The following is a 21,289-nucleotide window of genomic DNA, read 5'->3' as shown; positions in this document are numbered from 1 at the left end:
GCTTGAGTGCTAAGAGTTGCCAATGTTTAATCCCTACTAATTTACTTAGAATAATTAGAATACTGTGTAGAATAGGGTGATAAAAAATTATAGAGTCTGGTTGGTATACCGCCCTCAATGACTTTCTAGGCTGACAAAAGGATGATATTTGTCAGATAAAAAGAAAATAAAACAAAAGGAATTTGAATTTGCAAGTGAAGCATGTGCTAAGTGGATTGGCATTCATTGTGTTGGCATCTGTATGCGGTGTACTTATCGCTATTTGGACGTTTAAACACTTTAATATTTATATTCCCTTAGAAAATCAAAAAGTCAGTATTGATCTGCAAGAGCCTTTACAAGCCGAGGTTAAAATTCATGATGCCTTAGATGTGGATGTCACAGGGCGTGTCAATGCAGAAATTCCGATTCGTGAAAACCTGAATATTCCCCTGACCCAAACGCTGACTCCACGGGTGTATTTTGATAATCAGGTTCCGATTAAAACCACCATTCCAGTGCGTGAAACCTTGAAAATTAATCAGAATATGCCTGTAGATACCAAGGTACAGGTGAAAGTCATGGGACGAGATGTGACTTTACCTTTAAAAGGAAATATTCCCATTCAGTTGGATGTGCCGATTCATATCGATGTGCCACTTGAACAGCAAGTACACCTCAAATTTGATGCGCCTGTGAAAACAGTACTGAAAGAAAATCTACATATTCCAGTAAATACAGTGGTTAAGACCAATATTCCAATACAGGGGCATTTAAAGGTTCCCATTAAAACGGCATTGAAAGCGTCGGTGGATGTACAGAATACATTGCCAATTGAAATTAAGCAGGGGGAGTTGAAAATTCCACTCAATAGCTTGCAATTACTGCGTGAAAAACCTCAACCTCAAGAACACGTGAAGCCATAGGGGGGGGAGTATGCGGATATTCCAGTCTGTGAAGCAGCTTGTATTGAGTTTTGTGTGCATTGTAATTTTGGTGGCTGTGCTGTTTTGGTTGTACCTGAATATTCAAGCCAATATGCAAGTGTCTGCGAGTGAAGCCCAAATTCAACTATCAGACTCCTTACCGACAAAAATCCAAGTGGGTAATTATTTAGAAACCCAATCCGTTGGGACTTTAGATACGCAACTGAAAATCGATCAGAAAATCAACCTACCTTTGACTGGGAAATATTTGGCAAATTTAGAGTTTGAAGTAGAAGTACCCGTTTCAGTATCTGTTGATTATCAAACCGAGGTACTCATTGATCAAAACATGCCGTTGGAGACAACTACAGATCTAATTTATCAAAATAAACTATTGCCTAAGTTCCCACTCACTTTAGATATTCCGATTAAGCTGGCTGTACCATTTCATTTAAAGCAGGACTATCAGATCCCAATCAAAATTATGTTTAATGGCTTGGTCTATTTTGAGTTCAATGAGCAAGTACGACTGCATGTGTTGCATCAGTTTGCGCCACAGTTAAATTTGAATGACCCAATGACTATGCGCAAAATAGCAAGCTTCAATGCCACCATGTACAACATAGGGCGAAGTACGACTGCGAATTTGGAGATGAATATGACACTACCCCTGAAGAACATTCATCCATGAAAAACACCACCAATCATTGGTGGTGTTTGAATGTGAAGATTAAATGATTGGCTTAAAGTGCGGCTTTAATCGAATCTTGAATACTGGTGGTCTTATGTCCAATCAATTGTTCTAGGTCTTTACTGTTGCTGTACATCGCGCCTTTGGCGGTCTGCACATCAGCATCCACAATCACATCAATCAAGTATGATGGGAGGTTGGCTTGAATTAAGCCTTGACGCAGGTCATCGGCAGACAAATTTTGATAGATAACTGGCTTATGAGTTGCCTGACTGATGAATTGAGCCAAATCAGCTTTAGTAAAACTTTCAGAACCTGCCAATTCATAGGTTTTATTCTCATGACCTGTTGAAGTTAAGACTTTGGCTGCAGCTTCAGCATAATCTATACGCGATGCTGAGCTAATTCGACCGTCTTGAGCTGCGCCAAAAAGCGTCCCAATTTCAATGGTATGAGCAACACCTGCAAGGTAGTTTTCGCTATACCAATTATTTCTTAAGAAGGTATAAGTGATTCCACTGTCTTGAATAAGTCTTTCGGTTTCACGGTGTTCTTGAGCTAAGCCGAGTGGAGAGGTATCTGCACGAAGTAGGCTGGTATAAGCAAGATAAGGCACGCCGGCCACTTTCGCAGCATCAATCACTGCTTGGTGTTGAGGCGTACGACGACCAATTTCATTGGCTGAAATGAGTAATAACTTATCTATTCCTAATAGAGCAGGAACTAATGTTTCAGGGCGGTCATAATCAAACTCACGCAGCTCAATACCTTGCGCTTTGAAATGTTCAGCTCTATCAATGTTACGAACCAGCACAACAATATTCTGGGCAGCGGTCAGCTGCAAAAGTTGCTCTATAACGAGGTTGCCAAGTTGTCCTGTTGCGCCTGTGATTGCAATTTTCATAATTCACCTATGTTGGTTGTTTTCTATACTTGATGGTTGTATCTTAATCTGTTAACTTACTAAATGTAAGTACGTACCAAAAAGTAAGTAATAAACTAAATGGAGAGAAATGATGCACACCTATGCGACAAGCAAATTGTTAGGTCAAGTTTTATCCACGGAGTGTCCATCTCGTGAAATTTTGGAGCATCTTACGAGTAAATGGTCGGTACTGGTGTTGCGCTGTTTAAGTGATGGCGTACATCGTTTTAGTGAGCTCAAGCAGCGTATAGAAGGAGTGAGTGAGAAAATGCTTTCTCAGACACTCAAAACGCTTGAGCATGATGGCTTTATTCTACGGACGGTCTATCCTGTGGTGCCGCCCAAAGTAGAGTACCAATTGACGATCTTGGGTTCTCAAGCCGCTGAGAAAACCATGTATTTGATTGGTTGGATTGAAAAAAGTTTGCCTGAAATTCTAGAAAGCAAGGAGCGAGTAGCGGCTTTAAAATAAAAGATGACAAGTAATGTGGATTGGTTGTGTGAATCCTTAATTACACTTTAATAGTGAATCCCTCAGGAGTGCGGAAGTGGATTAGAGCTGGTTCAAATTTCAGGCTGTGAAAAGGGCTTGTTATTAAACAATCTCCTCTTTTGGTGCGCTATTTTGATGAGAAAATCCTTCTTGGAGTAAAAGTTGAGTAGGATTGAATAAAATGAGTCAAAGAGTGATCTAACGACTAAATGGTCAGCATATTTAAATTAAAAAATGAAGAAAATCAGGTGAAAAGTGTCAAAAATTTAGATTTTGGTATTTTTGTGACTAAATTTCATGTTTCGCTGAATAATTCTATTCGAGAAATTTTGTAAAATATGGCAGAATATGCGGTTTTAAAGTATTTAGAGGATTGGCAGCATGCGCTTTGTTGATGAAGCAGTCATTACCGTAGAGGCTGGCGACGGTGGCAATGGCGTAGCCAGTTTTCGCCGTGAAAAATTCGTACCTTTTGGTGGTCCAGACGGTGGTGATGGTGGTCGTGGTGGTAGCGTATTTATCGAAGCTGATGATAATACCAGTACCCTCGTAGACTTCCGTTATACTCGCCGCTTCCGTGCGGAACGAGCTAAAAATGGCCGTGGCGCGAACTGCGCAGGCCGTGGTGGTGAAGACACTGTATTAAAGGTTCCTGTAGGTACAACTATTGTTGACACTGACTCGGGTGACATTATTGGCGACTTGGTTGAAAGTGGTCAGCGTGTGCTTGTTGCAGCGGGTGGTGATGGTGGTTTGGGTAATACTCACTTTAAATCATCGACGAACCGTTCGCCACGTAAGTGTACCCACGGTTTTAAAGGCGAATTCCGTGAAATTCGTTTAGAGCTAAAAGTATTGGCAGATGTCGGTTTGCTGGGTATGCCAAATGCGGGTAAATCGACGTTTATTCGTGCCGTATCAGCAGCAAAACCTAAGGTTGCAGACTATCCGTTTACCACGATGATTCCAAACCTTGGTGTAGTCGATGCAGACAGTCACCGTTCATTTGTTATGGCGGACATTCCAGGCTTGATTGAAGGGGCTTCTGAGGGGGCAGGTCTTGGTATTCGTTTCTTAAAGCACTTGGCGCGTACGCGTATTTTGCTTCACATTGTGGATGTTCAGCCGATTGATGGTTCAGATCCTGCATACAATGCAAAAGCAATCTTGGCTGAGTTAGAGAAATTCTCTCCGACTCTTTCAAAGTTACCTATCGTTCTAGTGTTAAACAAAGTTGACCAACTTGCAGACGATACGCGTGATGAATGGTGTCAGCATATCTTAGATGAAATGCAGTGGGATGGCCCTGTATTCAAAACTTCAGGTTTGATGTCTGAAGGGACAAAACCAGTTGTGTATTACCTGATGGATCAAATTGAGCAACAACGTGAACGTGAGCTTGAAGATCCTGACTATGCAGCTGAAGTAAAAGCATTCCGTGAGCAGCTTGAAGCTGAAACACGCGAACAAACTATTGCCGCTAAAGAAGCATATCGTGAAATGCGTCGCCAACAACGCCTTGCAGGCCTGTTGGCTGATGATGATGAAGATGATGATGAAGATGACGGCGAAGTGGAAGTGTTTTACGTACGTTAAGCTCGTAATGAGTAACTGAGGACAAGATGATAGAAGTGGTAGATGGGCAACGTAAGCTCGAAGCTTGTAAACGAATCGTTGTTAAAATCGGATCATCTTTACTCACAGCAAATGGGCAAGGTTTAGATATAGATGCAATTTCGCATTGGGCGAAACAAATTGCAGATCTACACAATGCAGGACATGAGATTATTCTGGTGTCGTCAGGAGCTGTGGCTGAAGGTATGGTTCGTATGAAGCTAGACAGCCGACCCACCGATCTACCCAGTCTTCAGGCGTGTGCTGCCATTGGTCAAATGGGCCTTATACATACGTGGTCAAGTGTGCTTGAAAAACACCACATTCAGACTGCTCAAGTGTTATTAACCCATGATGACTTGGCAGACCGTCGTCGTTATTTGAACTCATGTGATGCTTTACAGAACTTGATTGAATGGCATGTCATTCCTGTAATCAACGAGAATGACACGGTTTCGACTGATGAAATTCGCTTTGGTGACAATGATACGCTGGCCGCAATGGTTGCAGGTCAAGTCCATGCTGATTTGTTAATTATTTTGACTGATCAGCAAGGTATGTTCGACTCAGACCCACGTTCAAATCCAGATGCAAAACTGTTCCATACTGTGCGTGCTCTAGATGAGAGTTTATTTGATATGGCTGGCGGTGGCGGTAAGTTTGGTCGTGGTGGTATGTTGACCAAAGTCCGTGCTGCACGCTTAGCTGCAAAGTCTGGCTGTCCAACGCTGATTGCCAGTGGTGAAAGCGACAATGTGCTTGAACGTTTGATGGATGGTGAAATGCTTGGGACATTGTTTATTACTGACAATGACCGTATTACTGCTCATCAACAGTGGCTAGCAGCTCACTTACAAACTGCGGGTCGTTTGGTGTTGGATGATGGTGCTGTCAAAGCCATTAAAGACAATCATCGTAGTTTACTTCCTGTTGGCGTGAAAGCTGTGGAAGGGCATTTTGAACGCGGTGACGTGGTTGAATGTGTTGATATCCAAGGTGGCCGTGTTGCGGTCGGACGTGTCAACTTTAGTTCGCGTTCTGCGGAGCTGGTAAAGGGCTTGGCGTCAGATAAAGTTCACCAAGTTCTAGGTGAAGCACGTTCACTTGAGATGATTCATCGCAACCACATGGCGATCTACTGATTTAAACGCATTAAAAAAATCCCGCTTTCGAGCGGGATTTTTTTGTTTTAAAGCAAAAGTTATTTGATATAGCCTTTTTGAATGAGGGGCTTAAATAAGTAAAAGTGAATGGTGAGTGCCCATTGCATGATTTTCTCTTTATAGAGATTCCAAAGCTTTAATCCAAAGAAGTTTAAGGCAAAAGCCAATAGAAAAGCGCCGAGCATATCTAAAGGGAAGTGAACACCAAGATAGACACGTGACCATGCAACAAGCCAAGCCATGATCAAGAGAAAAATTCCTAGTTTACGCTGTGCAGAGAAGATATAAGAAAAGGCGATACTGCTAAAAATTAGCATATGGTCACTTGGGAAAGAGCCATTGGGTGCATGGTAAATGAGAGTGCGTCCGACCTCCATGACGAAAGGACGTGGGTGATAATACACATGAGAAATACATTGGCTGATCAAAATGGCGATACTGGTAAAAATAAATGCCTTCAATATCTGTTTTTTAGTGTCGTAGTTACCACGTAGCCAAAACCAAGCAAACAGTAAAATCATGCAATAGAGCAGGTCATTGGCGATGAATATGGCAAAATGAATGCTGGCATTACTGGCTTCAGGAGAAGCATTAATCCATGAAAAAAGCGATAAATTAAGTTCTGAAAGAGTCATGAAAGTGGATGATGTTTATAAAGTATGGAAGAGAGTCATAATTTTGTCATATTGTTAAAATAAAAAAGACCACAAAAATGTAGTCTTTTTTAACAGTTCAATGTAGTTGAACTAATTGGCTTTCAGTTTTAGAAATCAAATGACGTTTGAAGGTAGAAGGTACGTGGTTGCCCTACATATTTTCCGCCTGTTGAGTCAGTAGAACGTGTGAAATATTGTTTATCAAACACGTTTTTAACGCCACCCGCGATTTTTAAACCGTGGAATTGCTCACCAAAGTCATAGGCTGTACGCACCGCAAAGGTAGAGTAACCTGGGATGTCTCCATATTTACCATCGACCGTTTCTTCTGTCTGGTAATATCCTGCAGGTAGTGAGGTATCTGGATTATTTGGAGAGTGTTGTTTAGATTGCGCAAACATATCTGCATTGACACTCCACTGATTCACTTTATAGCCTAAGCCAACATTTGCTGTGTGGCGTGAGTAGAACGGAAGATCTTTACCTTCAAATTCTCCAGCTTCAGCCACGGCTTTGGTGAAGGTATAGTTGCTATAGAGTTTTAAGCCCTCTAGTGCATCGCTTAGATAGCTAAAGTCATATGCTAGACCAAGTTCTACACCTTTATGACTAGTTGCTCCAAGATCCGTCCAAATATTACTATTTTGAGCACTAGGTACTAAGCTGAGTTCTTTGTCGAAATCTAAATAAAACGCGGTTAATTCTGCATTTAGACCATTGCCTAAATACTTCGTCCCAATTTCATAGTTATTGGACTTTTCAGGATGTAAGCCATCAGTTGTGCTTTGTGCAACCCCACCTTCTAAACGTGCCAATTGGTTGTATTGCTGTGGGCCGAATGAAACGCCCGCATTGGCAAAAATGTTCCAATTGTCTGTCGCTTTATACATAACCGATAGGCTGGGTAAAAACTCATCTGAATCAATTTTGGGTGAAACGGTATTAACTGCTACGCCTTGGTTATAGGCAGTAAAATTGTTATGCGTTTCAATTGATTCAAAACGTAGTCCTGGTGTGATGACCCAGTTCCCTAAATCGAAGCGGTTATCTGCATAAATTGCATGTGCTTTAGTGCCACCTTCACTCGTGGTACGTGCTTTAATTTCGGTCACAGGTGCATTCAATGCATATGTAGATGAGCGACCTGAGAACTCAGAACTATCTTCATCTAAATAACGATAGCCGATAGTGAATTCGCTATTTGAGTTGCCTAATTGGTATGCACGAGACCAGCGCGGTTCAATGGCAAATACTTTGTAGTCGCGTGGAGATGTGTCCATACGCGAAGTCGTTGCACTAACATCTGTCTCTAAGTCGCTCGTGCGAAATGAGTCAATATAATAGGTCAGCAATTCAAAGTTATTTTTTTCATCTTGATGTGTATAGCGGAAAGACACATCTGAGCGGCGGCCAGAGAAATAATTACGTGACTTATTTGACTGATAAGGGTTTTGTGCATATTTTTCGGCAGTTAAGCCTTCAGGCATTTCTCCATAACCTTCATAGTGATGTAGGTTTAAGGCAATCGCATCAGCATCTGTAATTTGATAGGCCGTTTTTAACATGACATCGTCAATGTCAGTTTTATTATTGGCTTCACGGTAGCCACCACCTTTTGTACCCGAATATAGCAGAGCAAGGCCTAAACCATTATCTAAGGTTCCGCCTACAAATAGATTCGGGCTATATTTAACTTGATCTGTACCCGAAGCATATTCGGTCGTTAGGCTGACATTACCTGCAAACTCTTGAGGAATCGCGCGAGTTGTAAAGTTAATGATACCGCCAACGTTCTGCGGACCAAAACGTACAGAACCTGCTCCACGAACCACATCTACAGATTCAATATTGCCTAATGATACTGGTGCTAGAGAAAGCTGAGGTTGTCCATAAGGCGCAAATGATAGCGGGACACCATCAAGCAGTACTGTAGAACGAGGAGATAAACGTGAGGCTAAACCACGGACCCCAATATTGAGTGAAACATCACTGCCACCAGTACCATTATTTTCTTGGACTTGAACACCAGGCACTTGCTTCAGGGCATCTTTAATTGAAGTCGCAGCAACTTCATCTAAGCGATTGCGAGTAATAATCGTACGAGCGCCTGCATGCTTTTGCACTTTCTCTGCATTGGCATCTTCTAACCAGTTGCCTTGTGCTTCAAGTTTGATGGTCGGAAGTACATTGTTGCTCGTTGCTTCAGTGAGTTCTTCTGCTTGTGCATAGGTCAAGCAGCTCATAGAAAGCCCAATCGCAATGCTGAGTTGTTTGGCTTTGAATAATCTGCGATCCTGCAGATGAAGACGTGATGAAATCATTCTTTTGTGCGCAATCCATAATAAAGAGCGCGGCTATCATATGCTGAACTTTGTTGAAATCAAATAATAACTATTATCACTTATTGCAATTAAAACACTAGAATTAATAGGCGAATTAAAATTTTCTTGATGGACACACAATAAAAAAGCCACGATAAACGTGGCTTTTGAGATGAATTTGAATGAAATCTGTTATTTAAGTTGAACAGTACCATTTGCATTCACAGTAATTTTGGATTCGCCGCCTGCAACATCTTGCATTGGTGCATCAGCTGCTGCAAATTTTGCACTTTCTGCACGCATCATGACTGGGCGAGGGTAGTAGTTGCTGGTATTAATGTTTAAGTTAACCAAGTTATAACCTGACTTACTCCATGCTTGTGCTAATGATTGCGCACGCTGTTGAAAGTTTTTCGATGCTTCAACAATCAGCTCATTTTCCACTTTCTTACGTTGTGTGTCGGACACACTAAAGCCGATTGACTGCGTTTGGAAGTTTTGCTGTAGCTCACCAATCAGCTGGCTCGCTGCTTTAAAATCGGTACTTTCTAAATTAATTTCAGCACGACCACGCCATTCTTTTAACTTTTGGTTGTCATCGTTGTAAATTGGGTAGGTGGTTTGAGAACCTGTTTCGACTTTAACGCTTGGATATTTACGAGCTAAAGCTGTGGCTTGATTCATGAGCTGCGTAATTTGTGTAGCGAGTTCGGCAGGTTGTTTGTTACTCCGTTCAATGTAAAGCGTTGCATTCATTAAATCATTAGATACTTGGCGTGTTGCCTCGGCCTGAACATTGACAATATTGTAGTTTAATTGGTTCTCAGACTGAGCAAAAACTGCTGAGCTAAATAAAGCACTAAGCGCGATTGCTGGGATGAAGAATTGACGCATTTTTATTCCTTTTTTATTTAGGAGGAGTTTTGCAACATTTGTAAAAAGCTTAAAGCCAATTTGTGGTGAATTTGCGAAAATATTGTGGTTCGATTGTAAAAAAAAGGTATAAAATATTTTTCAGAAAAACCTAGATAAAGCTAGTTATTTCAAAAACTTATTTTTCAATCAAGGTGGGTATTTTGAATTTTTGTGGCGAAGTTGAAAAATAAATAAATTCATCGGCTTTTCTTTACGTTGTCACACTATAAGAGGATAATTTAAGCTATGGTTTGGCATGATATATTTTTTTAGTAAATTTCTGGCAGATAATGTCCAAAAGCTGTTTATTTTATTGAAAATTTCTGTATCATCCGCCTCCTAGTTATGAAGTATCCAAACGCTATCTAACTAGAATTTATAAAGCGCCGAGTCAAAGGACCAAAAGTCACCCGACTTATTTCTTTCAACCCATATCAGAGATGGTAATTCGATATGAGCGTTTCTTCTGTAAACCCTGCCACTAATACTACTAACGAATACTATTTGACTCGCCAAAGTCAGATGGAATCCAATGTTCGTAGCTATCCACGGAAATTGCCGTTAGCGATAGCCAAAGCATTAGGCTGCTGGGTTACTGATGTTGAAGGTACAGAGTACCTCGATTGTTTAGCTGGGGCAGGAACATTGGCTTTGGGCCATAATCATCCTGCGGTAATTCAAAGTATTCAAGATACACTTGCAAGTGGTCTTCCTTTACATACTTTGGATTTAACGACACCTTTAAAAGATGCATTTACTGAAGCATTACTTGAACAATTACCAGGCGGTAAGGAAGAGTATTGTTTACAGTTCTGTGGTCCATCTGGTGCAGATGGTACGGAAGCAGCAATTAAATTAGCGAAGACGTATACCGGTCGTAGCACAGTGATTAGTTTCTCTGGTGGTTACCATGGTATGACGCACGGCGCTCTTGCAATGACAGGTAATCTGTCTGCGAAAAATGCTGTAAATGGTTTAATGCCAGGCGTTCAATTTATGCCGTATCCGCATGAATACCGTTGCCCACTTGGTTTAGGTGGTGAAGCGGGTGTGGATGCTTTGACATATTTCTTTGAAAACTTCATTGAAGATGTTGAAAGTGGTGTAACCAAGCCAGCTGCTGTCATTCTTGAAGCAATTCAAGGTGAAGGCGGTGTGGTAACAGCGCCAACCAAATGGTTGAAAAAAATCCGCGAAGTGACTGAAAAACACAACATTGTGTTGATTCTTGACGAAGTTCAAGCAGGCTTTGCACGTTCAGGCAAAATGTTCGCATTTGAACATGCGGGTATTGAACCTGACGTAGTGGTAATGTCTAAAGCCGTTGGTGGTAGCTTACCACTTGCTGTATTGGGTATTAAACGTAAGTTTGATGCTTGGCAGCCAGCAGGTCACACGGGTACTTTCCGTGGTAACCAGTTGGCAATGGGTACTGGTCTTGCAACGATCAAAACCATCAAAGAACAAAACCTTGCGCAAAATGCACAAGAACGTGGTGATTTTTTACAAGCTGAATTTAAAAAGCTTGCTCAAGAGTTCCCATGTATCGGTAACGTGCGTGGTCGTGGTTTGATGATTGGTGTTGAAATTGTTGATGAGCGTAAACCAGCGGACCATATGGGGTCTTTACCTGCAGATGGTCAATTGGCAGCAGCGATTCAAGCGGCATGCTTTAACAACAAATTGTTGTTAGAAAAAGGCGGCCGTAACGGCACAGTTATTCGTTTACTTTGCCCATTGATCATCACTCATGATGAATGTGTTGAAGCGGTTTCTCGCTTCAAGAAAGCAATTGCTGAAGCACTTGTTGCAACTCGAGGCGCGTAATCATGGTTGATTTTGCAGAACACCGTAAGGCGTTACTCTGCAATGATGCTGCATCTATTGCTGACTACTCGTCAGCAATGGACCAAGCGACTAAAGCAGTTGCAGCATGGTTGCAAAACGACAAAATGTACACAGGCGGTAGCATTAAAGAGCTACGCAGTGCGATTGCATTTAATCCTTCTAAAGAAGGTTTGGGTGTACAAAAGTCACTTGAACGTATGGTTGAGCTTTTCTTAAACAAAAGCTTAAAAGTCCATCATCCGCACTCGCTCGCGCATTTGCACTGCCCAACTATGGTGACCAGTCAAATTGCTGAAGTGCTGATTAATGCAACGAATCAATCGATGGATTCGTGGGACCAAAGTCCTGCAGGTTCATTGATGGAAGTTCAGTTGATTGATTGGCTTCGTCAAAAAGTGGGTTATGGTGCAGGTCAAGCTGGTGTGTTCACTTCTGGTGGTACACAGTCAAACTTGATGGGTGTATTGCTTGCACGTGATGCATGTATTGCAAAAAACTGGAAAGACGAAAACGGTAATCCGTGGTCTGTACAGCGTGATGGCGTGCCGGGCGATGCGATGCGTAACGTCAAAGTCATTTGTTCTGAAAATGCACACTTTTCTGTGCAAAAGAACATGGCGATGATGGGCATGGGTTTCCAATCAGTTGTGACCGTTCCTGTGAACGAGAACGCGCAGATGGATGTGGATGCACTTGAAAAAACCATGGCTCACCTTCAAGCTGAAGGTAAGATTGTGGCGTGTGTAGTTGCAACTGCAGGTACGACCGATGCAGGTGCAATTGATCCACTGAAGCAAATTCGTGAAATCACCAACAAATATGGCGCGTGGATGCACATCGATGCGGCGTGGGGTGGTGCTTTAATCCTATCGAACAATCATCGCGATATGTTGGATGGTATTGAGCTTTCTGACTCCATTACGCTGGATTTCCATAAGCATTACTTCCAAACCATCTCTTGTGGTGCATTCTTGCTCAAAGACGAAGCGAATTATCGTTTCATGCACTATGAAGCTGAGTATTTAAACTCTGCTTATGACGAAGAGCATGGTGTGCCTAACCTGGTGTCTAAGTCACTTCAAACAACACGTCGTTTCGATGCTTTGAAGCTTTGGATGACCGTTGAAGCATTAGGTGAAGAGCTCTATGGTTCTATGATTGACCACGGCGTTACTTTAACTCGTGACGTTGCTGATTATATCAATGCAACTGCCGGTTTAGAGATGTTGGTTGATCCACAATTTGCATCTGTATTGTTCCGTGTGGTTCCAGAAGGCTATCCAGTAGAATTGCTTGATACCTTAAACCAAAACGTTGCAGATGAATTGTTTGCACGTGGTGAAGCGAATATTGGCGTAACTAAAGTAGGTCAAAATCAATCTTTGAAAATGACGACTTTAAGTCCAGTTGCGACTTTAGATAACGTGAAGAACCTGCTTGGTCTTGTCCTTGCAGAAGCGGATCGCATCAAAGGTTCAATCGCAGATGGAACCTATACACCTGCAATTGCTTAATCGATTGTTTGTGTCAAAAAAGGAGCTGATATCAGCTCCTTTTTTATGTGTTCTAAATATTAAGGAACATAACATCACTGGCTAAGTTTCTAATTTTAATTATGTTGGAGATGCTTTATTTTTCTATGAAGTAGTTTTCGATATCTGCTTGAACTACGATTTTCAGGAAAATGAACTTCAATAGTTAAGACTAATGCTAAATATTAGGGCTTTTGATTTTCAACAGGCAAATAATTTTCATTAATGGTTTTAAGATCAAAATAACCTTAAGTATAAGCAAATCTTTCTCATCATTGATGATGTATGTGAATCTTTTGAAACAATTAACTCATGACATGGTTTGCTTAATAACCAAATGCATTTCTAACAATAAGAGCAGAAAGAGAAGGGCTTACTATAATTCTGCACTCAGTAATAATCAGATATCAATAGTCTACTGAAAGATTCAATCATATTTTTAAAATCTTACATAGGTGAGAAGATTTGGGTCAAAAGATGCGATCTGTTTACACTTTGGTTTCTTAAACTGCTAGAAAATATAAGGTAAAGCCGTTTGCTTGGAAACTTCAATTATTCGGCGTGATTTTCTAAAGAATATAGAGAGAAGGCCTTTATGAACTTTCTCCCTCGTGGAATTGGATGCTCAGATCATAATAGATCACAGCTTGATTGATTTGAGGTGATAGTCGCTTGGTTAGAACTGATAATTTACAGTAAGTTGGTATGCTTCACCTTCAGGGCGGTTTTTAACATCAAACTCGTAAACGCCACGAAACGATGCAGAAAGTGCGGTGGTTTCACTTAATTTCTTCTCATAAGTAAGGATAGGACCAATACCAAGGGCTTTACCTTTAAAACCGTCAAAACGGTCGCCTAAGTTACTTTTGTCATCCGTAGTCTGTTGAATCCATCCAAAAACTGCTCCAGCGCCTAATCCATCACTACCTACGTCACCAAAACGTTTTAGACCGAGAATGTCCATTCGGAAAAGATCACCATTTTCATAGTCTGTGGCATCGTTTTTAGTATAAATCTCGTAGGCAATGTTGGTGCTGATTTCAGCATTTCCAGTTGGGAAAATTTTAGTAAATGCAACATTAGGGACAAAGGTCCATGTATTTTGTCCTGCGTTGCTCACGATATTTTTGTCATAACTTCCAGTAGGCGCGTAGATAGAAACTCCAAATAAACCATGCATTACTGGGCTGAAGTGGTAGTTGAAGGAAACTGGGGAAAAGACCGCATCTCCAATTTTGGTGGTTGACTGTTCCGCATCTAAATTATTGATTGAGCCACGGATATCGGTATATTGGACGGGAATTCCAACAGTGGTAGCGACAGACCATTTATCTGTACTGTTCCATACGAAGATACCATTAAGCAAGTTATAAGAAACCTTGTAGTCTAAACCCGCACTAAGTTGACCAATAATCGGGACCTCTTTAGATTTTGAAATTCCCCCATCATAATAAATACTAGAGAGAGTGAGTACACCGCCATTTTCAGTGGGAAGGATGGCATTGTAAGGCTGAACTTGCATGCCTGTAATGGGGCGCCCAATACCACCCTCAACGGCGAGGGCATTTTGGACCATGCTAGTGGTTAAGAGTAGAGCAAAAGATAATCTATAAATCATGATGAACCCTCTAATTGTAATAATGAAAATGATGGTGTTGTACGGTATTTTTTTGTATCTGTATAATATATATACACACTGTCTGGTTTGTCAGCAACGCCTTTTGATCGATTTTTATATGAAATTAAAAATTAAAATCAGTAAAATGAGAATATTCAGGTCTTATTTCTTGATGTTTGATTTTAAACAGTTTTTTTGGTTTTTTAAGTGGTGTTGTAATAAAGTAGTCTTTAAAAAAATGAATTATTAAATCATGTGCTGTAGTGTGATATTTACCAGTATGTTTATAGAAAATGTCACACAACAAAGTGTAACGAATCATGGACAAATAAAAATAAACATCATGAAAGTGTCACAATGCTGTAACTTGCTTGTCATATTCTGAAATCAAAATGCAGTTATCCAAAAAAGTACAAGACTGAATAAAAAGTGGCGTACTCCAAAATGTTTAATATGTGAGATAACAAATATGCGCTTAAACCATATCGCACTTGCAGTAGTAGTTTCTGGGGCAGCTGTAGCAACTACAGCAAATGCAGCTCGTGACACCATTCAAATTGCGGGTTCTTCAACAGTTTTACCGTATGCAAGTATTGTTGCTGAAGAGTTTGGCAATACTTTCCCACAATTTAAAGCACCAGTTGTTGGTTCTGGCGGTTCTTCAGGTGGCTTGAAACAGTTCTGTAATGGTGTGGGCGACAACACCATCGATATCGCGAACGCATCTCGTAAAATTAAAGATACAGAATTAGCTGCTTGTAAGAAAGCTGGTGTCAACCAAGTGATCGAAATCAAAATTGGTTATGACGGTATTGTGTTCGCTTCAAATGCAAGCAAAGCAGCATACAAATTACGTCCACAGCACGTCTATGCAGCTTTAGCAGCGCAGTTACCATCTAACGGTAAAATGGTTGCAAACCCATATACACGTTGGAACCAAATTGACAAAAGCCTTCCAAACGAACCAATCACTTTAGTGATTCCAGCATCAAACCACGGTACACGTGAAGTGTTCCAAGAAAAAATGGTTGATGCAGGCTGCGAAACTTATGCAGCAATCAAAGCAATGGATAAAGATGCACAAAAGAAAGCATGTTCAACTTTCCGTAAAGACGGCAAAGTGATTGAGATTGCGGGTGACTACACTGAAACTTTAGCGCGCTTAAAAACCTCGCCTAGCGCAGTGGGTGTGTTTGGTTTAGGTTTCTACGACCAAAACCGAGACAAGTTACGCGTAGCTACAGTGAACAATGTTGCACCATCTGAAAAGACAATTTTGAATGGTTCATACCCAGTTTCTCGCCCACTATTCTTCTACGTGAAGGGTGAGCATTTGAAATCAATCAAAGGCTTAAAAGAATACACGGAATACTTCATCAGCAAGAAAGTATCAGGTAAAGGTTCTAAGCTTGAGCGTGCTGGTTTGATCTCAATGTCAGACAAAGAGCGTGCAGCAGTTCTTGCGAACTTCAAAGCAGGCAAAGCGGTTAAGTAATTAAGCGTAGAAACAGTCAACGGTAGGCAAGTCCTACCTTTGACGTTTTTTACTAGGATTAAGTTTTTTCAAATAATGAAAATTGAAAGAACCGTGGAGAATACATGAATCTGCTACTTATAGGTGTGTTATTGGCACTGATCGCCATAGCCTATCAAATAGGCTTAAGTCAGAGCCGTAACTTAGCAGGTAAGGGAAATAATTCTGCAAAATTACACTCACGTCCGGGGTATTACGGTGCGTTAGTGGCTTTGTGGTGTGGTATCCCTGCTTTTTTAATTTTGATTGTTTGGAATATTGTTGAACCAAATGTTTTGAATCATGTGGTGTTAAATCACGTGCCAGCACAAGTCGCTGCAACCTTAGATGCTGCTAGTACGGATGTGTTGATCAACCGTGTAGAAGCGATTGCCTCAGGTTTTGGTGTAACAGATACACCAGCCGCGTATGAGCTTGCTGCTGCGGAGCAACTGGCGAAGTTTCAAAGCATTGGTACATTTGCAAAAATTGCAGTGGTGATTTGTGCTGCACTGGCAGGTTTAGTCGCTGCGAAAAAGCGTATTGCAACTCAGTTCCGCGCTCGTAACCAAGTTGAAAAAACCATTAATGTTGCACTTGCACTCTGTTCTGGTGTCGCGATTCTAACCACGATTGGTATCGTGATGTCGATGTTCAGCGAAGCGATGCGATTCTTCCACTTCGTGAGTCCACTCGACTTTTTCTTCGGTACAGAATGGAACCCAGGTTTTAGTACCTCTGGTAATGCAGAAGGAAGCTACGGCTTACTGCCATTACTTTGGGGCACCTTAATGGTCAGTGGTATTGCACTCTTGGTTGCAGTCCCTGTGGGATTAATGATTGCGATCTATCTTGCTGAATATGCATCTTCTGGGTTCCGCTCATGGGCAAAACCAACTATTGAAGTGCTCGCAGGGATTCCAACCATTGTTTACGGTGTATTTGCACTGATGATCATTGGCCCATTCTTTAAAATGCTTGGCGAATCCGTTGGTTTACACATCAACGCAACCAGCGCACTCACTGCTGGTTTCGTCATGGGGATCATGATTATTCCTTTCGTTTCATCGCTGTCTGATGACATTATCACGCAGGTGCCACGTGCATTACGTGATGGCTCATTAGGTTTGGGTGCGACAAAGTCTGAAACCATTCGTCAGGTGGTGATACCTGCAGCACTTCCGGGCATTATCGGCGCGTTCTTGCTTGCAGCGTCACGTGCCATCGGTGAGACCATGATTGTGGTGCTTGCAGCAGGGAACAGTCCTTTATTGCATGCCAATCCACTTGAAGCCATTTCAACTGTGACCATTACCATCGTAAACCAATTGACAGGTGATACTGACTTTGCAAGCCCGCAAGCTTTGGTGGCATTTGCACTAGGTCTGACCCTCTTTGTAATTACGCTTGGTTTGAACATTGTTGCACTGTACATCGTGCGTAAATATCGTGAGCAATACGACTAATGACGACTTCTAATAGCACAGCAGATCAAGTATTTGATCCACAACATGCAGCAGAATTACGAGAAAAGCGTAAGCAAACGATCAGTAATTCATTGGCAAAACGTCACCGTAAAGAAAAAACCTTTCGTTTCTTTGGTTTCTCGGCAGTGATTGCAGGTTTATTCTTTGTCGCGTTACTTTTTGGCAGTATTTTATCGAAAGGCTTACCTGCTTTTTGGCAAAGTAGCATGAGTTTACCCGTTTACTTTGACCCTGCCATTATTACGACAGGTGCAAAACCTGTACAGCGTTCAGGCGAATCTCCAGCACAGTTTGAGGAACGTTTTATTGCTTGGCAAACTGAAATGGGCATGGTGGATTGGGATGCTTTAATCGTGAATGCCATGATTGCAAAAGACCCAGCACTTGCTTCTAAACGCGATGATTTGGCTTCTTTGTACACCAGTTCTGAAGCGTATCGCTTACGTGATATGGTGATGAAAGATCCATCATTGGTCGGTAAGAAAGAAGACATTAAAGTACTTGCCGATGCAAACGTTGATGTGTGGCTCGCAGGAAATATTGACCGTAGTTTGCCTGATGAACAGCAACAGTTGAGCCCAGAAGTTCGTCAACTTGCCGATGAAATGAAAGCTTCAGGGGTCATGGAAAATACTTTCAATACCAACATCTTCGTCAGTCCAGACTCGCGCAGTTCTCCTGCAACTTCAGGTTTAGCAGGGGCATTCATGGGGTCGCTGTTCATGATGCTGATCGTGATCATTATTTCGATTCCAATTGGTGTGGCATCTGCGATTTATCTTGAAGAATTTGCACCTAAAAACTGGATCACTGACGTCATTGAAGTCAACATTAACAATCTTGCGGCTGTACCATCAATTGTCTTTGGTTTGCTCGGTGCTGCGATCTTTATTGGCTGGATGCATTTACCGCTTTCTGCGCCATTGGTCGGTGGTTTGGTACTGAGCTTAATGACTTTACCAACGGTGATTATTACGACACGTGCATCGTTGAAAGCTGTACCACCATCAATTCGTCAGGCAGCTTTAGGGTTAGGTGCTTCACGTGTACAAACTGTATTTCACCACGTTTTACCACTTGCACTACCGGGGATTCTAACGGGTGCAATCATTGGTGTAGCACAAGCATTAGGTGAGACTGCACCGCTGTTATTAATAGGTATGAGTGCATTTGTTGCAAGTGTACCTGCGACCCCATTTGATCAATCAAGTGCTTTACCTGTACAGATTTTCTTGTGGCAAGGTAATGAGCTGCGTAACTTCTTCGAAGGACGTACAGCGGCTGCGATTATTGTTCTGCTTGCAATGATGATTGGACTCAACAGTATTGCAATTTGGTTACGTAAGAAATTTGAAGTCCGTTGGTAAGTGAGGGCAAAATATGAATACCGTTGTTAAAAATTCCTTAGATCAGGATCAAACAGTGAATCAAGAACACACTCAATTTACAAACCCGAATACGACCTCAGGTCAGCAGGGTACTTCTTTTGTGTCGCAGTTCGATACACAGACTTCTGCTAAGAAAGATCAGGCACAAGGACAAGTCAAACTCAGCACTTCAGATGTACATGTTTACTATGGCGAAGCTGAAGCGATTAAAGGGATTGATCTAAATATCTACGAAAATGAAGTGATTGCATTTATTGGGCCATCGGGCTGTGGTAAATCGACCTTCTTACGTACTTTGAACCGTATGAACGACACCATTGATAGCTGTCGTGTGACGGGTAAAGTGATGTTGGATAATCAAGATATTTATGACCCAAACCTAGATGTGGTATTGCTTCGCGCTCAAGTAGGTATGGTATTCCAAAAACCAAACCCATTCCCAAAGTCAATTTTTGATAACGTGGCTTATGGTCCTAAACTGCATGGTTTAGCACGTGATAAGTATGACTTAGAAGAAATTGTAGAAAACAGCTTACGTAAAGCGGGTCTTTGGGATGAAGTCAAAGACCGTTTAAACCAACCGGGCACAGGCTTGTCGGGCGGTCAGCAGCAGCGTTTATGTATTGCGCGTACCATTGCGGTAAGCCCAGAAGTGATTCTGATGGATGAGCCATGTTCAGCGCTTGACCCGATTGCAACAGCGAAAGTGGAAGAGCTTATTTCTGAGCTTTCAACGCAGTATACGATTGCAATTGTGACGCACTCAATGCAGCAGGCTGCACGTGTATCAGATCGTACCGCTTACTTCCATTTAGGTGACTTGATTGAAGTGAACTCAACCGAGAAAGTCTTCACTCAGCCAGATCATCAGTTAACTGAAGCCTATATTACAGGTCGTTTCGGTTAATACACACAACTTGAAATATTTGAAAAAACAGAGCCTAAGCGCTCTGTTTTTTTATGCGCGAGCATTTGGTTTGGTGATGAAATAGCCATGATGATGGACATTGCGTATTAGCGTCACATTGGACAAAAGATGCGAAGGTGTGCTGTCTGAGTGATTGACTCATCTTGTAAATGATTAAATGTGAAAGATAACGCATTACAGAATAAAACAAAAAATGGCTATTGAAAAAAAATGCCATTGACCTAATCTAGGTCATATACCGACGTATTATTTTAGAGAATATAATTTCTATGTTATTTCATTTACCGAAACTTCCCGCTGAAATTCGAATTACACATTTAAATGCGCGTATCAATGAACAACGTAAAAAAATTGCGCAAACTACAGCCTCTAAATTGGAGTTATTGCAGCTGACTCAGCAGTTAGCGAAAGAGTCACGTCATCGTAAAAAAGCCAATCAAAAAATTTATATTCTAGATTTTAAAGGTGATACTGCGGCAACAGCGGTAGAAAGCTTACGTGAAGAAATTACCTTGATTTTAGCGACAGCCAAAGCAGGGCGTGATCGTGTTGTGGTGCGTTTAGAAAGCCCAGGTGGTATGGTGCATGGTTATGGTTTGGCTGCTGCACAATTGGTACGTTTACGTGATGCAGGTTTCAATCTCACTATCTGTGTCGATAAAGTTGCAGCGAGTGGCGGTTATATGATGGCATGTATCGCCAATCAGATTATTGCTGCACCTTTTGCGGTTGTCGGTTCAATTGGTGTGGTCGCGCAAGTCCCGAACTTTAATCGTCTGCTAAAAGAACACAATATCGATTTTGAGCTGTACACAGCAGGCCAATATAAACGTACAGTAACGATGTTTGGTGAAAATACAGCAGAAGGTAAGGCGAAGTTTGAAGAAGAGCTACAACAGACGCATGTGCTGTTTAAACACTTTGTTGAAAAATACCGTCCACAACTCAATGTTGAGAAAGTGGCGACAGGTGAGCACTGGTATGGGCAAGATGCTTTAGATTTGAATTTGGTCGATCAGTTACAAACTTCAGATGCTTATTTACTTAATTTGCTGACCGATCATGATGTTTATGTCATCTCAACGCGTAAGAAACCGACTTTAGGTGAGAAGTTAGGCTTACAAGCTGCGCAAATGGCAGATGCTTTGGTACCAGCAGTCATGAATAAAGTGATGGAAACCTTAACTAAAACCAATGCAAGTTTGGTGCAAATGCGTGATCCAAAACTTTAATATTTAGTTGGCCGATTCAACTTAAAAGTCTGGTTCCGAAATATGCAAAAAGCAATTTTA

17 protein-coding genes are annotated in these 21,289 nt (G+C 41.5%); 12 read left to right on the top strand and 5 right to left on the bottom strand.

Going from position 1 to position 21,289, the window contains the following annotated elements; all coding sequences use genetic code 11:
• Nucleotides 1–188 precede the first annotated feature (188 nt).
• Nucleotides 189–905 (top strand): MFS transporter, encoded by a 717-nt coding sequence (locus KVY11_RS01505; RefSeq protein ID WP_183175925.1) that lies wholly within the window; start codon nucleotides 189–191, stop codon nucleotides 903–905.
• Between the two features lie 10 nt (nucleotides 906–915).
• Nucleotides 916–1,596, top strand: coding sequence for a hypothetical protein (locus KVY11_RS01500; protein ID WP_218287899.1), 681 nt, complete (start codon nucleotides 916–918; stop codon nucleotides 1,594–1,596).
• 52 nt (nucleotides 1,597–1,648) lie between these two features.
• On the opposite strand, the gene KVY11_RS01495 is transcribed toward KVY11_RS01500, so the two are convergent.
• Complete coding sequence (locus tag KVY11_RS01495) at nucleotides 1,649–2,500, bottom strand: SDR family oxidoreductase (protein ID WP_218287898.1); 852 nt, start codon at nucleotides 2,498–2,500, stop codon at nucleotides 1,649–1,651.
• A gap of 112 nt (nucleotides 2,501–2,612) precedes the next feature.
• On the opposite strand from KVY11_RS01495, the gene KVY11_RS01490 reads away from it, so the two are divergent.
• From KVY11_RS01490 to proB, 3 genes are all read left to right on the top strand, one after another.
• Nucleotides 2,613–2,993 (top strand): helix-turn-helix domain-containing protein, encoded by a 381-nt coding sequence (locus KVY11_RS01490; protein WP_004980366.1) that lies wholly within the window; start codon nucleotides 2,613–2,615, stop codon nucleotides 2,991–2,993.
• 402 nt (nucleotides 2,994–3,395) lie between these two features.
• Nucleotides 3,396–4,610 carry an Obg family GTPase CgtA gene (cgtA, locus tag KVY11_RS01485; RefSeq protein ID WP_168159028.1) on the top strand — a complete coding sequence of 405 codons (1,215 nt, stop codon included), beginning with the start codon at nucleotides 3,396–3,398 and terminating at the stop codon, nucleotides 4,608–4,610.
• A gap of 26 nt (nucleotides 4,611–4,636) precedes the next feature.
• The gene (gene proB / locus KVY11_RS01480) at nucleotides 4,637–5,770 is read left to right on the top strand and encodes a glutamate 5-kinase (protein WP_062034593.1); all 1,134 of its coding nucleotides are present in this window, start codon (nucleotides 4,637–4,639) and stop codon (nucleotides 5,768–5,770) included.
• Nucleotides 5,771–5,829: 59 nt separating this feature from the next.
• Here proB and KVY11_RS01475 read toward each other — a convergent pair whose 3' ends face one another.
• From KVY11_RS01475 to KVY11_RS01465, 3 genes are all read right to left on the bottom strand, one after another.
• Nucleotides 5,830–6,426, bottom strand: a complete 597-nt coding sequence (locus KVY11_RS01475; RefSeq protein ID WP_218287897.1) for a phosphatase PAP2 family protein — start codon at nucleotides 6,424–6,426, stop codon at nucleotides 5,830–5,832.
• 128 nt (nucleotides 6,427–6,554) lie between these two features.
• Nucleotides 6,555–8,768 (bottom strand): TonB-dependent siderophore receptor, encoded by a 2,214-nt coding sequence (locus KVY11_RS01470; protein ID WP_218287896.1) that lies wholly within the window; start codon nucleotides 8,766–8,768, stop codon nucleotides 6,555–6,557.
• Between the two features lie 192 nt (nucleotides 8,769–8,960).
• On the bottom strand, nucleotides 8,961–9,662 hold the full coding sequence (locus tag KVY11_RS01465) for an SIMPL domain-containing protein (protein ID WP_004693610.1): 702 nt from the start codon (nucleotides 9,660–9,662) through the stop codon (nucleotides 8,961–8,963).
• A gap of 474 nt (nucleotides 9,663–10,136) precedes the next feature.
• Here KVY11_RS01465 and KVY11_RS01460 point away from each other — a divergent pair, with 474 nt between their 5' ends.
• Both KVY11_RS01460 and KVY11_RS01455 read left to right on the top strand, forming a co-directional pair.
• Nucleotides 10,137–11,510 (top strand): diaminobutyrate--2-oxoglutarate transaminase, encoded by a 1,374-nt coding sequence (locus KVY11_RS01460; RefSeq protein WP_004693606.1) that lies wholly within the window; start codon nucleotides 10,137–10,139, stop codon nucleotides 11,508–11,510.
• Between the two features lie 2 nt (nucleotides 11,511–11,512).
• Complete coding sequence (locus tag KVY11_RS01455; RefSeq protein ID WP_125273101.1) at nucleotides 11,513–13,045, top strand: aspartate aminotransferase family protein; 1,533 nt, start codon at nucleotides 11,513–11,515, stop codon at nucleotides 13,043–13,045.
• A gap of 694 nt (nucleotides 13,046–13,739) precedes the next feature.
• Here KVY11_RS01455 and KVY11_RS01450 read toward each other — a convergent pair.
• Nucleotides 13,740–14,681 (bottom strand): transporter, encoded by a 942-nt coding sequence (locus KVY11_RS01450; RefSeq protein ID WP_168159025.1) that lies wholly within the window; start codon nucleotides 14,679–14,681, stop codon nucleotides 13,740–13,742.
• A gap of 469 nt (nucleotides 14,682–15,150) precedes the next feature.
• Between KVY11_RS01450 and KVY11_RS01445 the strand changes: the two genes are divergently transcribed.
• The 5 genes from KVY11_RS01445 to sohB all read left to right on the top strand — a co-directional run bounded on the left by KVY11_RS01445 (nucleotide 15,151) and on the right by sohB (nucleotide 21,229).
• A complete protein-coding gene (locus KVY11_RS01445; RefSeq protein ID WP_004693599.1) occupies nucleotides 15,151–16,176 on the top strand; it encodes a substrate-binding domain-containing protein in 1,026 nt (341 codons plus the stop codon).
• A 104-nt stretch (nucleotides 16,177–16,280) separates the two neighbouring features.
• Nucleotides 16,281–17,660: a phosphate ABC transporter permease subunit PstC gene (pstC, locus tag KVY11_RS01440; protein WP_218287895.1), complete on the top strand. Its 1,380-nt coding sequence runs from the start codon at nucleotides 16,281–16,283 to the stop codon at nucleotides 17,658–17,660.
• Complete coding sequence (gene pstA / locus KVY11_RS01435; protein WP_218287894.1) at nucleotides 17,660–19,048, top strand: phosphate ABC transporter permease PstA; 1,389 nt, start codon at nucleotides 17,660–17,662, stop codon at nucleotides 19,046–19,048. The genes pstC and pstA overlap by 1 nt, the downstream gene beginning before the upstream one ends.
• Nucleotides 19,049–19,061: 13 nt before the next feature.
• Nucleotides 19,062–19,976, top strand: coding sequence for a phosphate ABC transporter ATP-binding protein PstB (gene pstB / locus KVY11_RS01430; protein WP_004693593.1), 915 nt, complete (start codon nucleotides 19,062–19,064; stop codon nucleotides 19,974–19,976).
• Between the two features lie 281 nt (nucleotides 19,977–20,257).
• Nucleotides 20,258–21,229: a protease SohB gene (gene sohB / locus KVY11_RS01425; RefSeq protein WP_371315920.1), complete on the top strand. Its 972-nt coding sequence runs from the start codon at nucleotides 20,258–20,260 to the stop codon at nucleotides 21,227–21,229.
• Nucleotides 21,230–21,289 lie beyond the last annotated feature (60 nt).

Source organism: Acinetobacter sp. CWB-G5 (assembly GCF_019209785.1).
GTDB classification, from domain to species: domain Bacteria; phylum Pseudomonadota; class Gammaproteobacteria; order Pseudomonadales; family Moraxellaceae; genus Acinetobacter; species Acinetobacter johnsonii.
Note: the sequence above shows the minus strand (reverse complement) of the source record. Positions and strands in the feature narration are given on the sequence as shown.